This window comes from Halorhodospira sp. 9622 (genome assembly GCF_022228025.1).
GTDB classification, from domain to species: Bacteria; Pseudomonadota; Gammaproteobacteria; order Nitrococcales; family Halorhodospiraceae; genus Halorhodospira; species Halorhodospira halophila_A.
The window spans coordinates 168128-180785 of record NZ_JAJNRE010000001.1 but is presented as its reverse complement, the minus strand read 5'-3'; the positions used below and the strand labels follow the sequence as shown (position 1 = coordinate 180785).

Sequence of the window (12658 nt, the reverse complement as noted above, 5' to 3'; positions counted from 1 at the left end):
CGCAGAAAAGGACGATCGAGGGCATGTACGAGACACTCTTCTGGCAGTTCGCCAAGATCTGGGCCGTCCTGATCCCGCTGTTCCTGGCCGTGGCCTATTTCACCTACGTCGAGCGGCGGGTGATCGGTCACATGCAGGATCGACGCGGGCCCAACCGGGTCGGTCCCCGCGGGCTGCTGCAGCCCATTGCCGATGCGCTGAAGCTCCTTTTCAAGGAGATCACCATCCCGACCTACGCCAGCCGGACGCTGTTCCTGATCGCCCCGGCGATGGCCATCATGCCGGCCCTGGCCGCGTGGGCGGTGATCCCCTTCGACGACGGCCTGGTGGTGGCGGATATCAACGCTGGTCTGCTCTACATCCTGGCGATGACCTCGCTGGGGGTGTACGGACTGATCATCGCCGGCTGGGCCTCCAACTCCAAGTACGCGCTGCTCGGTACCTTGCGCGCCTCGGCCCAGGTCGTGTCTTACGAGATCGCCATGGGGTTCGCGCTGGTCGGTGTGTTGCTGGCCGCCGGGACGATGAACCTCACCGGCATCGTCAACGCCCAGGCCGGTCCGTTCTGGGAGTGGTTCTGGCTGCCGCTGCTGCCGCTGTTCCTGATCTACTGGATCTCCGGCGTCGCCGAGACCAACCGGGCGCCGTTCGACATTGCCGAGGGCGAGTCCGAGATCGTTGCCGGTTTCCACGTGGAGTACTCGGGAATGGCCTTCGCGGTCTTCTTCCTGGCCGAGTACGCCAACATGCTGCTCATCTCGTTCCTCGCGGCGACTCTGTTCCTGGGCGGGTGGCACTCGCCCTTCGAGGGGCTGCCGGTGCTTGGGCCAGCGTTCGACTGGGTCCCCGGGATCGTCTGGCTGTTCGCGAAGGCTGCCTTCTTCGCCTTCTGCTACCTGTGGTTCCGCGCCACCTTCCCGCGCTACCGCTACGACCAGCTCATGCGGCTGGGCTGGAAGGTTCTGATCCCGGCCACCGTGGTCTGGCTGGTGGTGCTCACCGGCTTGGTCTACGGCGGCGTCGGTCCTTGGTTCTGACGGGGGTACGGTCATGAGACCGCTAAACGACTATCTGAACAGCTTCCTGTTCACCGAGCTGCTGCGCGGACTGCGGCTGACGGCGGGGCACATGTTCTTCCGACGCAGCGTCACGCTGGAGTTCCCGGAAGAGCGGGCGCCGAAGTCGCCGCGTTTCCGGGGGCACCTGGCCCTGCGTCGATACCCCAACGGCGAGGAGCGCTGTATCGCCTGCAAGCTCTGCGAGGCGGTGTGCCCGGCGCTGGCGATCACCATCGATTCACACCAGCGCGCCGACGGCACACGGCGCACCACGCGCTACGACATCGACATGTTCAAGTGCATCTACTGCGGCTTCTGCGAGGAGTCCTGCCCGGTAGACTCCATCGTCCTGACCCGGCTCGACACCTTCCACATGGAGCGTCGCGAGGAGCGGGTCGCCGACAAGCAGAAGCTGCTGGCCATGGGTGACAAGTACGAGAGCCAGCTGGCGGCCGATCGCGCCGCCGATGCGCCCTACCGGTAATGGGAGCCTCGGGCTTATGGAACAGGTGATCTTCTACATCTTCGCCGGGGTGCTGCTGTTCGCGGCGACCATGGTGATCTCCGTGCGCAACCCGGTCCACGCGGCGCTGTTCCTGGTGCTCGCGTTCTTTAACGCTGCGGTGATCTGGGTACTGGCCGGTGCCGAGTTCCTCGGCATCGCCCTGGTGTTGGTGTACGTCGGCGCGGTGATGGTGCTCTTCCTCTTCGTGCTGATGATGCTCGATATCAACATCGCCCCGATGCGCGAAGGGTTTACCCGCTACCTGCCGGTCGGGGCACTGGTGGCGGTCCTGATGGCCGCGCAGCTGGTGGCGGTCATCGTCTCCGAGCGGGCGGACCTGGTCAGTGGGACCATCCCCGAGCCGGCGGCGGACGTGAACAATATCCAGGCGATTGGCGGGGTGTTGTACACGGTCTACGTCTACCCGTTCGAGATCGCGGCGGTGATCCTACTGCTGGCCATCGTTGCCGCGATCACCCTGACGCTGCGCCGGCGCGAGGGGACGCACAAGCAGGATGTGCCCCGGCAGCTGTCGGTCAAGAAGGACGACCGCCTGCGCATGGTGCGCATGAAGTCCTCGCGACGGCAGGACCATACGCGGAACTGAGGGCCCGAAGCCGGGCAAACGACTAGCGAAGGCAAGCAGGAAGGCCCAATGATCGAGCTGTCCGATTTCCTGATCCTGGGGGCGTTGCTGTTCTCCCTCGGCGTGGCAGGCATCTTCCTCAACCGGAAGAACGTGATCCTGCTGTTGATGTGCATCGAGCTGATCCTGCTCGCCGTGAACATCAACTTCATCGGCTTCTCCGCCTATCTGGAGGATATAGCCGGGCAGATCTTCGTCTTCTTCATCCTCACCGTGGCGGCGGCGGAGGCGGCCATCGGCCTGGCCATCGTCGTGGTCCTGTTCCGCTCACGCGGCGACATCAACGTTGCCGCCCTGGATGCGATGAAGGGGTAAGCCATGGAGACGGTCCTCTACGCCATCGTCCTCTTTCCGCTGGTCGCCGCCGCCATCGCTGGCATGGCTGGCGGCTGGATCGGACGCGCCGGAGCCCACTGGGTGACCATCCTCGGTGTCGCCATTTCCTGCGCCCTTTCCTTCTGGGTGCTGCACGGCCTGGTCTGGGGCGATCTGGAGCCGGTGGACTTCACCGTCTACACGTGGGCCTCGGTGGGCGACCTGAGCTTCGAGATCGGCTTCCTGGTCGACCGGCTCACCGCGGTGATGATGGCCACCGTCACCTTTGTCGCGCTGATGGTCCATATCTACACCATCGGCTACATGCACGACGACCCAGGCTATCAGCGGTTTTTCAGCTACATCGCGCTGTTCACCTTCGCCATGCTGATGCTGGTCATGGCGAACAACCTGCTGCAGCTGTTCTTCGCCTGGGAGGCTGTCGGGCTCGTCTCTTACCTGTTGATCGGTTTCTGGTACACCCGCGAGAGCGCCATCTTTGCCAACCTCAAGGCGTTTCTGGTCAACCGCGTGGGGGATCTGGGGCTGCTTCTGGGCATCGCCGTACTGGCTGGTGCCTTTGGCACGCTCCACTACGGCGAGATCTTCGCGGCGGTGGAGGCCGATCCCGGCCGGACGCTGAACCTCTTCGGCGCCGCCGAGTGGAGCCTGGTGACCGTCGCCGCGCTGCTGATCTTCATCGGCTGCATGGGCAAGTCGGCCCAAGTCCCGCTCCATGTCTGGCTGCCGGACTCCATGGAGGGCCCAACGCCCATCTCGGCGCTGATCCACGCCGCGACCATGGTGACCGCCGGCATCTTCCTGGTCGCCCGCATGTCGCCGGTCTTCGAGCTGTCCACGGTGGCGCTGACCGTGGTCCTGGTCGTGGGTGCGCTGACGGCCTTCTTCATGGGCTTGATCGGGCTGGTACAGAACGACATCAAGCGGGTCATCGCCTACTCCACGCTCTCCCAGCTCGGCTACATGGTCGCGGCCCTGGGCGTGTCGGCCTACGCGGCCGGTGTCTTCCATCTGTTCACCCACGCCTTCTTCAAAGCACTGCTCTTCCTCGGGGCCGGCTCGGTGATCATCGCCCTGCACCACGAGCAGGACATGCGCAAGATGGGCGGGCTGGCCCGGTACATGCCGGTGACCTACATCGCCATGCTGGTCGGCACCCTGGCGCTGATCGGCATCCCCGGCTTCTCTGGCTTCTTCTCGAAGGACGCCATTATCGAGGCCGTGGGGTACTCCGCCGGCGGCTGGGCCACCTTCGCCTATTGGCTGCTGGTGCTCGGGGTCTTCGTCACCGCGCTCTATAGTTTCCGCCTGCTGTTCATGGTCTTTCACGGCGAGGAGCGCATGGACGAGCACGCCCGCAAACATCTGCACGAGAGCCCGCTGGTGGTGACCGTGCCGCTGGTGCTCCTGGCGGTGCCCTCGGTGCTGATCGGCCTGTTCACCTTCGGGCCGATGGTCATGGGCGACTTCTTCTACGCCGACGGGTCGATCCGCGTGCTTGCCGATCAGACCGGCCTGGATCGCCTGGCGGACGGGTACACCGGGGTTCTGGGCTTCATGGCCCACGCGTTGGTGACGCCGGTGCTCTACCTGGTGCTGGCCGGTGTCTTCGTGGCCTGGCTGCTCTACCTGCGTCGCCCCGACCTGCGGGAACGGGTGGTGGCGCCCCTGCGTCCGCTGCAGCGGGTGCTGGAGCACAAGTACGGGTTCGACTGGCTCTACATCCGCGGGTTCACGGATGGCGGTCGAGCGATCGCCGGGCTGCTGTCGAAGGTCGGGGATCGCTGGCTGATCGACGGGCTGCTGGTCAACGGGTCGGCGCGTCTGATCGGCCGGGTCGCTGCCGGGGCGCGGTACTCACAGACCGGGTACCTGTATCACTACGCCTTCGTCATGGTCATCGGCGTACTGCTGCTGATCTCATTCTTCGTTGTGCGAACGCTGTTCGCCTAGTGCGCGGCTTCGGAACGGACGCGCAAGAACGCAGGGGAAGAACGGATGTTCGACGGTTGGTTGCTTAGCCTGATTATCTGGCTGCCGATCCTCGGCGGTGCCGCGGTGCTGGCCGTTGGCCAGCGCTCGGAGGTGGCGGTCCGGGAACTGGCCACCGGCGTGGCCGGGCTGACGTTCCTGTTCAGCCTTGTGCTCTGGTTCGCCTTTGAACCCGGGAGCGGCATGCAGTTCGTGGAGAAGCGCGACTGGGTGCCGACCTTCGACATCCACTACCACCTGGGGGTGGACGGTATCTCCATGCCGCTGGTGGTGCTGACCGCCTTCGCCACGCTGTTGGTGGTGGTCGCCGGTCGCAGCGGGCTCACCTATCGGCCGGCGCAGTACATGGGTGCCTTCCTGATCATGGAGGGGCTGATGGTTGGCGTCTTCGCGGCGCTCGACGCCATCCTCTTCTATGTTTTCTGGGAGGCGATGCTGGTGCCGATGTTCCTGCTCATCGGTATCTGGGGCGGCGCCAACCGCATCTACGCCACCATCAAGTTCTTCCTCTACACCTTCCTCGGTTCGGTGCTGATGCTCATCGCCTTCCTCTATCTGCGTTGGGAGGCGGGCAGCTTCGGCGTACTCGATTTCCACGGGCTGAGCATCGGGCTCGAGGCGCAGATCCTGATCTTCCTGGCACTGCTGGCGGCTTTTGCCGTCAAGGTGCCGATGTGGCCAGTACACACCTGGCTCCCCGATGCACACACCGAGGCGCCCACCGGTGGCTCGGTGATCCTGGCGGCGATCACCCTGAAGATGGGCGCCTACGGGTTCCTGCGCTTCGCGCTGCCCATCGCGCCGGAGGCGAGCCAGGAGCTGGCCTGGCTGGTGATCGCCATGTCGCTGATCGCCATCGTCTACATCGGTTTGGTGGCCATGGTCCAGGAGGACATGAAGCGGCTGATCGCCTACTCATCGATCGCCCACATGGGCTTCGCCACCCTGGGGTTCTTCGTCATCTTCCAGGCCGGTCTCGGTGCCGAGGCCGGGGACGGCGCCCTGATGGCCATGACCGGCGGCTACGTCCAGCTGATCTCCCACGGGTTCATCTCGGCGGCGCTGTTCCTGTGCGTCGGCGTGCTCTACGACCGGATGCACACCCGGAACATCGCCGACTACGGTGGTGTGATCAACCGCATGCCGATCTTTGGCGCCCTCTTCGTGGTTTTCGCCATGGCCAACGCGGGCCTGCCCGGGACCTCCGGCTTCGTCGGCGAGTTCCTGGTCATCCTCGGCAGCTACCAGGCCAGCTTCTGGTACGCCGCCATCGCCGGTCTGACCCTGATCGTCGGAGCTGCCTACTCGCTGTGGCTGGTCAAGCGGGTCATCTTCGGTCCGGTGGCCAACGAGCGGGTGGCTGCGCTGAACGACCTCGACCGGCGCGAGTTCATGCTGCTCGGCGTGCTGGCGGTGCTGGTGATCGGCGTCGGTGTCTATCCCCAGGCGCTGGTCGCTGTGGCGGAGCCGACCCTGGTCGAGTTGTTGAACGACGTCTCTGCAGCGCTCCCGGCTGCCCGGTAAGGAAGGAGAGGCAATGAGCTTCGAGACGCCCGATTTCTCCCTGGCGCTGCCGGAAATCTGGTTGCTGGCGGCCACCTGCGGCGTGCTGGTGGTGGACCTCTTCTCCAGTGATGCCCGGCGTAGCGCGACTTTCTATCTGACCCAGGGGGCGCTGCTGGTGACGGCGGTGCTGGCCCTGAGTACCCAGTGGGGCGTGAACGAGGTGACCTTCTCGGGCCACTACGTTGCCGACTCCCTGGGTGCAGTGGTCAAGGCCTCCGTGGCACTGCTGTCCATGCTGGCCCTAGCCTACACGCGGCCCTATCTGGGCGACCGCGGGTTGCTCCAGGGGGAGTTCTACCTGCTGGCCCTGTTCGCTAACCTGGGCATGCTGGTGATCGCCTCCGGCGCCAGCCTGCTCAGCTTGTATCTCGGCCTGGAGCTGCTGTCGCTGGCCCTCTACGCCCTGGTGGCCTATCACCGCGACTCGCGCCGTGCGGCTGAGGCGGCCATGAAGTACTTCGTTCTCGGTTCGCTGGCCTCCGGCATCCTGCTCTACGGCATGTCGATGGTCTACGGCGCTACCGCGAGCCTGGAGCTGTCGGTGATCGCCGAGGTGGCGGGCCGCCACTCCGATCCACTGATGCTGCTCTTCGGGGTGGTGTTCATGCTGGTGGGCGTGGCCTTCAAGCTCGGTGCCGCGCCGTTCCATGCCTGGGTGCCGGACGTCTACCAGGGCGCCCCCACGCCGGTGACCCTGTTCCTGAGTACGGCGCCGAAGGTGGCGGCCGTGGCGCTGTTCATGCGGTTGCTGGTCGACGGTCTGGGACCGATGCACGAGCAGCTTGAGCCGATGCTGATGATCCTCGCCGTGGCCTCGCTGCTGGTCGGCAACCTGATCGCCATCGTGCAGACCAACTTCAAGCGCATGCTGGCTTACTCGGCCATCGCCCACGCCGGGTTCATCATGGTCGGGTTTACCGCCGGTACCGATGCCGGTCACGCGGCCGCGCTGTTCTACACCATCGCCTACAGCATCATGGCGGCCGGCGCGTTCGGCATGATCACGGTGCTGGCCCGCTCTGGGTTCGAGGCTGAGGAGATCGCCGATCTGCGCGGGCTCAACGAGCGTCATCCGGTTTACGCCGGGGTGCTGCTGCTGGTGCTGGTGTCGATGACCGGCATTCCCGGTACGGTCGGCTTCTACGCCAAGTACCTGGTGCTCCAGGCGGCCGTCGAGGCGGGGCACATCCCGCTGGCGATCTTTGCCGTAGTGGCGGCCGTGGTTGGGGCCTTCTACTACCTGCGGGTGCTTAAGGTCGTCTATTTCGACCGCCCCGAGGCGGAGGCCGACACGCAGGCGCTGCCGGCCCCCGGCGCGTCCTCCGCCATCCGCAGCTTGGTGGTCGTCAACGGTGTGGCGGTCCTGGTGCTCGGGATCTTCCCCGAGCGGTTGATCGCCCTGTGCCAGGCGGCCCTGGGACTGTGACGGTGGATCGGCTCGCGAAGGCGGGGACGGCTTGATGTTTGCATAGGGTCCCCGTATAATCCTCTTTAACAGTTGCGGGGTGGAGCAGTCTGGTAGCTCGTCGGGCTCATAACCCGAAGGTCGCAGGTTCAAATCCTGCCCCCGCTACCAATCCGGAAAGGCGGCCCATGGCCGCCTTTTTTGTGGGCGCTTGACGGACGGTCCCGTTGGGTCAGCCGGCGTGGGCCGTGCGCTTTTTTGTCACCTGGCGCGTGTGTATAATCGCCGGCTGAAGCTGCGAGGGTGGTTGGGCTCGCAGGCTCTTTGGACACGCCCGCCGTCGGTTCGCCGACGAGCGGACTCGGGGGGAGGGCCTTGGGCCCTCTTTTTGTTTGTGGTGCCGGATGTCTCAGATCCAGACGCTTCACTCGTTACTCGAACCGACGGTGGCCGGGCTCGGCTATGAACTGGTCGGGGTCGAGCTGACCGGGGCAAAGGGCAATCGCACGCTGCGCGTGTTCATCGACACGCCCGCGGGCATTCGCCTGGAGGACTGCGAGGCGGTCAGTCACCAGGTCAGCGGTCTGCTCGATGTCGAGGACCCGATCGAGGGGGCCTACCATCTCGAGGTCTCCTCGCCGGGACTGGACCGGCCGATCTTCAAGTCGGCGGATTACGATCGCTTCAGCGGTGAGCGCATCCAGCTGCGCCTGCTGGAGCTCTACGAGGGGCGTCGCCGGGTCAAGGGCGTCCTGCTGGGACTGGATGATGAATTCGTGCGGGTGCGCGATGTCGACGGGATCGAGCTGCGCATCCCCCTGGAGCTGATCGACCGGGCGCGGCTGGATCTCGAGCCGTGAAGGGCGTCGGCCGCAGAAGAACAGCGGAGTCGGAGGCATGAGTAGAGAAATCCTGTTGGTCGTGGAGGCCACCTCCAATGAGAAGGGCGTGGACCGGGAGGTGATCTTCGAGGCCATTGAAGCGGCCCTGGCCTCGGCCACGCGCAAGCGGCACATGGAGGACATCGACGCCCGGGTCGCGGTGGATCGGCAGACCGGTGACTACGCCACCTATCGACGCTGGGAGGTGGTGCCCGATGAGGAGTCCGTGGAGGAGCCGCAGCGCCAGATCAGTCTGGAGCGCGCCCGCGAGCGGGACGCCGGTGCCGAGGTGGGGGGCTACGTCGAAGAGCCGATCGAGTCCGTGGACTTCGGCCGCATCGCGGCGCAGACCGCCAAGCAGGTTATCGTGCAGAAGGTGCGCGAGGCCGAGCGGGCTCAGATCGTCGACGCCTACAAACACCGGATCGGTGAGTTGGTCAACGGCACGGTCAAGCGCATGGAGCGCGGCAGTGCCATCATTGATCTGGGCGAGAACACCGAGGCGCTGGTCTCCCGCGAGGATCTGATCCCCCGCGAGGCGATCCGGCCCAACGACCGGATTCGCGGCTATCTGCGCGACGTCCGCTCTGAACCGCGCGGGCCGCAGCTGTTCGTCAGCCGCACGGCCAACGACTTCCTGGTCGAGCTGTTCAAGATCGAGGTGCCCGAGGTCGGTCAGGGGCTGATCGAAATCCTCGGCGCCGCCCGTGACCCGGGCATGCGTGCCAAGATCTCGGTACGTGCCCTGGATCCCCGCATCGATCCGGTCGGGGCCTGCGTCGGCATGCGCGGCTCGCGCGTGCAGGCGGTCTCCAACGAGCTCAGTGGCGAGCGCATCGACATCATCCCGTGGGACGAGAACCCGGCACAGTTTGTCATCAACGCCCTGGCGCCGGCCGAGGTCGAGTCCATCGTGGTCGACGAGGATCGTGGCGCCATGGATGTGGCCGTGGCCGAAGAGCAGCTCTCACAGGCCATCGGCCGTGGCGGGCAGAATGTGCGCCTGGCCAGCGAGCTTACCGGCTGGGAGCTCAACGTGATGACCGCCGAGGAAGCCGAGGCCAAGAGCGAGCGCGAGGCCGGCGAACTGGTACAGCTGTTTGTCGAGCACCTGGATGTCGATGAAGACGTTGCCGGGGTGCTGGTCCAGGAAGGGTTCTCCAGCATCGAGGAGGTGGCCTATGTGCCCACCGCCGAGCTGCTGGAGATCGAGGAATTTGACGAGGATATCGTCGAGGCCCTGCGCAGTCGCGCCCGGGACGTGCTCCTGGCCCAGGCGATTGCCGAGGAGGCCAACGAGAACCAGCCTAGCGAGGAGCTGCTGGCCCTCGAAGGGATGGATGAGCAGACGGCAAAGGCCCTGGCTGAGCGCGGCGTCGTCACGGTTGAGGATCTGGCCGACCAGTCCGTGGACGACCTGCTGGAGGTCGAAGGCATGGATGAGGATCGGGCCGGGCAGCTGATCATGAAGGCCCGCGAGCCTTGGTTCGCGGCCAGTGAGGGCGGCGAGCGCGCCGACTGAAAAGAGGGGACACGACGAGGTCTCTGACTTGGGCCGCGTCCGGAGAGTGTTATATGGCGGAAACGACGGTAAAAGAATTTGCGCAGACGGTAGGGATCCCGGTGGAACGGCTTCAGGCTCAACTGGAGGCGGCGGGACTCGGCCGGCGCGACGACGATGCAGCCCTCTCGGCGGAGGACAAGGCGACGCTGCTGGCTCACCTGAGGCAGGGGAGTGCTGCCCAGGACGAGGAGGGCGGCGGCTCCGACGGATCCCCCAAGAAGATCACCCTCAAGCGGCGCAGTCACAGCCAGCTTAAGATGCCGGCGGGCCGCGATGCGGGCAGTCGTGGTCCGCGGCAGACGCGCACGGTCAATGTCGAGGTCCGCAAGCGGCGCACCTACGTCAAGCGCAGCGATATCGAGGCCGAGGAGAAGCGCAAGCAGGAGGAGGCCGAAGAGGCCGCCGCACAGCTTGAGCGCGCCCTCGAGCAGGAAGAGGCTCAGCGCGAGGAGGACGCCGCCGAGGCCCAGCGCACCAGCGACCAGGCAGCGCCCGCCGCTGACGAGGCCGCACCGGCCGATGAGGCCTCCAGTGACGCGGTCGCGCCGGAGGCGACGGCGGAAGAGGGCAGTGCGGAAACCGCTGCCGCGGAGGCATCCGACGCCGAAGAGCAGGCAGCGGCGGAGCCGGAGGAGACGGCGGCCGACCAGACCGCTCGCGCTCAGGCCGAAGCCCTCAAGGAAAAGCCCAAGAGTCAGCAGGACGAGGCCAAGAAGCGGGAAGAGGAGCGGGAGCGCAAGCGCGCCGAACTCGAGGCCAAACGCGAGCGCGAGGCTGAGGAGCGCGCCCAGCGCAAGCAGGAGGCCAAGCCGAAGAAGAAGAAGAAGGAAGAGCAGTCCGCTGGGGGCCGTGGCGCCGGCAGTCGACGCGGAGGCAAGAAGCGCGGTGGCGGTACGGCGGCCAGGCAGCTGCAGCAGGAGTTCGAGCGCCCGACCGCGCCGGTCGTCCGTGAGGTCGAGATTCCCGAGACGATCACGGTGGCCGAGCTCGCTGACCGGATGAGCGTCAAGGCCGCCGTGCTGATCAAGGAGATGATGAAGCAGGGCGTGATGGCCACGATCAACCAGGCCATCGACCAGGAGACCGCGGCGATCCTCGTCGAGGAGATGGGCCACAAGCCCAAGCTCGAGCGCGAGGACGACGTCGAGGAGGAACTGCTGCGCCAGAGCGAGGAGCCCGAGGGCGAGCAGATCGGTCGGGCGCCGGTGGTGACCGTGATGGGCCACGTCGACCACGGCAAGACATCGCTGCTCGACCACATCCGCCGCTCCAAGGTGGCTTCCGGCGAGGCCGGCGGAATCACGCAGCATATCGGTGCCTACCGCGTCGAGGGTGAGAACGGTAGCGCCACCTTCCTCGATACGCCCGGCCACCAGGCGTTCACTGCCATGCGGGCCCGGGGCGCGCAGATGACCGACATCGTCGTGCTCGTGGTGGCCGCCGATGACGGTGTCATGCCGCAGACCAAGGAGGCCGTCGACCACGCTCGCGCCGCCGAGGTGCCGATCGTCGTGGCGGTCAACAAGATGGACAAGGAGGACGCGGATCCCAACCGCGTCAAGCAGGAACTCGCCCAGATGGAGGTCATCCCGGAGGAGTGGGGTGGCGACGTGCAGTTCGTCCACGTCTCGGCGATGACGGGCGAGGGTGTGGACGAGTTGATCGAGGCCATCGTCCTCCAGGCCGAGTTGCAGGAGCTCAAGGCTGTCAAGGATTGCCCGGCTCGCGGCGTGGTTCTTGAGTCCAGCCTCGACAAGGGCCGCGGTCCGGTGGCCACGGTGCTGGTCCAGAACGGCTACCTGCATCGCGGCGACACGGTCATCTCCGGCACCGAGTTCGGCCGCGTCCGGGCTCTGGTGGATGAGCACGGCCAGCGCGTCAACGAGGCCGGCCCGTCGACCCCGGTGGAGGTGTTGGGTCTTTCCGGGCTGCCGGATGCCGGCGATGACTTCATGGTGGTCGAGGACGAGCGCAAGGCCCGCGAGGTGGCCGAGAGCCGCACCGAGCGTCAACGTGAGAAGCGCCTGGCGCAGCAACAGGCGGCCCGGATGGAGAACCTCTTCTCGCAGATGAAGGAGGACGAGGTCTCCACCATCAACCTGCTGGTCAAGGCCGACGTCCACGGTTCCGCTGAGGCGCTGCGGCAGTCGCTGGAAGACCTCTCCCACGAGGAGGTTCGCGTGCGCGTGGTCTCCTCCGGTGTAGGTGCCATCACGGAGTCGGACGTCAATCTGGCGCTGGCCTCCGAGGCGATCCTCATCGGCTTCAATGTCCGCGCCGACGCTGCAGCCAAGCGCATGGTTCAGGAGAACGGCGTCGACCTGCACTACTACAGCGTCATCTACGACGCCATCGAGCAGGTCAAGAACGCCATCTCCGGCATGCTCGAGCCGGCCCTGGAGGAGCACATCCTGGGCACGGCGGAGGTTCGCGAGGTGTTCCGCTCGTCGAAGCTCGGTCAGGTGGCCGGCTGCCTGGTGGTCGACGGCGTGGTCCGCCGCCGCAACCCGATCCGGGTCCTGCGCGAGAGCGTGGTGATCTTCGAGGGTGAACTGGAGTCCCTGCGGCGGTTCAAGGATGACGTCAACGAAGTGCGTGCCGGCACCGAGTGTGGTATCGGCGTGAAGAACTACAACGACGTCCGCGTTGGCGACCAGATCGAGTGCTACGAGCGGATCGAGGTGCAGCGGAGCCTGTAGCGCAGA

Annotated in this window: 10 protein-coding genes and 1 tRNA gene; all 11 read left to right on the top strand. The window is 65.9% G+C overall.

Going from position 1 to position 12658, the window contains the following annotated elements:
• Nucleotides 1-23 precede the first annotated feature (23 nt).
• The 11 genes from nuoH (at nt 24) to infB (ending at nt 12652) form a co-directional block, all read left to right on the top strand.
• Nucleotides 24-1037 carry an NADH-quinone oxidoreductase subunit NuoH gene (gene nuoH, locus LRG07_RS00805; RefSeq protein WP_201171444.1) on the top strand — a complete coding sequence of 338 codons (1014 nt, stop codon included), beginning with the start codon at nt 24-26 and terminating at the stop codon, nt 1035-1037.
• Between the two features lie 13 nt (nt 1038-1050).
• A complete protein-coding gene (gene nuoI / locus LRG07_RS00800) occupies nt 1051-1542 on the top strand; it encodes an NADH-quinone oxidoreductase subunit NuoI (protein ID WP_201171441.1) in 492 nt (163 codons plus the stop codon).
• 16 nt (nt 1543-1558) lie between these two features.
• Nucleotides 1559-2170: an NADH-quinone oxidoreductase subunit J gene (locus LRG07_RS00795; protein WP_201171439.1), complete on the top strand. Its 612-nt coding sequence runs from the start codon at nt 1559-1561 to the stop codon at nt 2168-2170.
• A gap of 48 nt (nt 2171-2218) precedes the next feature.
• Nucleotides 2219-2524 (top strand): NADH-quinone oxidoreductase subunit NuoK, encoded by a 306-nt coding sequence (gene nuoK, locus LRG07_RS00790; RefSeq protein WP_201171437.1) that lies wholly within the window; start codon nt 2219-2221, stop codon nt 2522-2524.
• 3 nt (nt 2525-2527) lie between these two features.
• The gene (gene nuoL, locus LRG07_RS00785; protein ID WP_201171434.1) at nt 2528-4498 is read left to right on the top strand and encodes an NADH-quinone oxidoreductase subunit L; all 1971 of its coding nucleotides are present in this window, start codon (nt 2528-2530) and stop codon (nt 4496-4498) included.
• 45 nt (nt 4499-4543) lie between these two features.
• Nucleotides 4544-6061, top strand: coding sequence for an NADH-quinone oxidoreductase subunit M (locus LRG07_RS00780; RefSeq protein WP_201171432.1), 1518 nt, complete (start codon nt 4544-4546; stop codon nt 6059-6061).
• Nucleotides 6062-6074: 13 nt separating this feature from the next.
• Complete coding sequence (gene nuoN / locus LRG07_RS00775; protein WP_201171430.1) at nt 6075-7529, top strand: NADH-quinone oxidoreductase subunit NuoN; 1455 nt, start codon at nt 6075-6077, stop codon at nt 7527-7529.
• A 73-nt stretch (nt 7530-7602) separates the two neighbouring features.
• Nucleotides 7603-7679 (top strand) — tRNA-Met (locus tag LRG07_RS00770).
• A gap of 233 nt (nt 7680-7912) precedes the next feature.
• A complete protein-coding gene (gene rimP / locus LRG07_RS00765; RefSeq protein ID WP_201171428.1) occupies nt 7913-8368 on the top strand; it encodes a ribosome maturation factor RimP in 456 nt (151 codons plus the stop codon).
• 37 nt (nt 8369-8405) lie between these two features.
• The gene (gene nusA, locus LRG07_RS00760; RefSeq protein ID WP_201171426.1) at nt 8406-9911 is read left to right on the top strand and encodes a transcription termination factor NusA; all 1506 of its coding nucleotides are present in this window, start codon (nt 8406-8408) and stop codon (nt 9909-9911) included.
• A gap of 53 nt (nt 9912-9964) precedes the next feature.
• The gene (infB, locus tag LRG07_RS00755; protein ID WP_201171424.1) at nt 9965-12652 is read left to right on the top strand and encodes a translation initiation factor IF-2; all 2688 of its coding nucleotides are present in this window, start codon (nt 9965-9967) and stop codon (nt 12650-12652) included.
• The last annotated feature ends 6 nt before the right edge of the window (nt 12653-12658 follow it).

Coding starts and splice junctions, on each gene's coding strand:
- nuoK (WP_201171437.1), top strand. CDS start 2,219: ATGATCGAGCTGTCCGATTTCCTGATCCTGGGGGCGTTGCTGTTCTCC.
- rimP (WP_201171428.1), top strand. CDS start 7,913: ATGTCTCAGATCCAGACGCTTCACTCGTTACTCGAACCGACGGTGGCC.
- LRG07_RS00795 (WP_201171439.1), top strand. CDS start 1,559: ATGGAACAGGTGATCTTCTACATCTTCGCCGGGGTGCTGCTGTTCGCG.
- nusA (WP_201171426.1), top strand. CDS start 8,406: ATGAGTAGAGAAATCCTGTTGGTCGTGGAGGCCACCTCCAATGAGAAG.
- infB (WP_201171424.1), top strand. CDS start 9,965: ATGGCGGAAACGACGGTAAAAGAATTTGCGCAGACGGTAGGGATCCCG.
- nuoH (WP_201171444.1), top strand. CDS start 24: ATGTACGAGACACTCTTCTGGCAGTTCGCCAAGATCTGGGCCGTCCTG.
- nuoI (WP_201171441.1), top strand. CDS start 1,051: ATGAGACCGCTAAACGACTATCTGAACAGCTTCCTGTTCACCGAGCTG.
- nuoN (WP_201171430.1), top strand. CDS start 6,075: ATGAGCTTCGAGACGCCCGATTTCTCCCTGGCGCTGCCGGAAATCTGG.
- LRG07_RS00780 (WP_201171432.1), top strand. CDS start 4,544: ATGTTCGACGGTTGGTTGCTTAGCCTGATTATCTGGCTGCCGATCCTC.
- nuoL (WP_201171434.1), top strand. CDS start 2,528: ATGGAGACGGTCCTCTACGCCATCGTCCTCTTTCCGCTGGTCGCCGCC.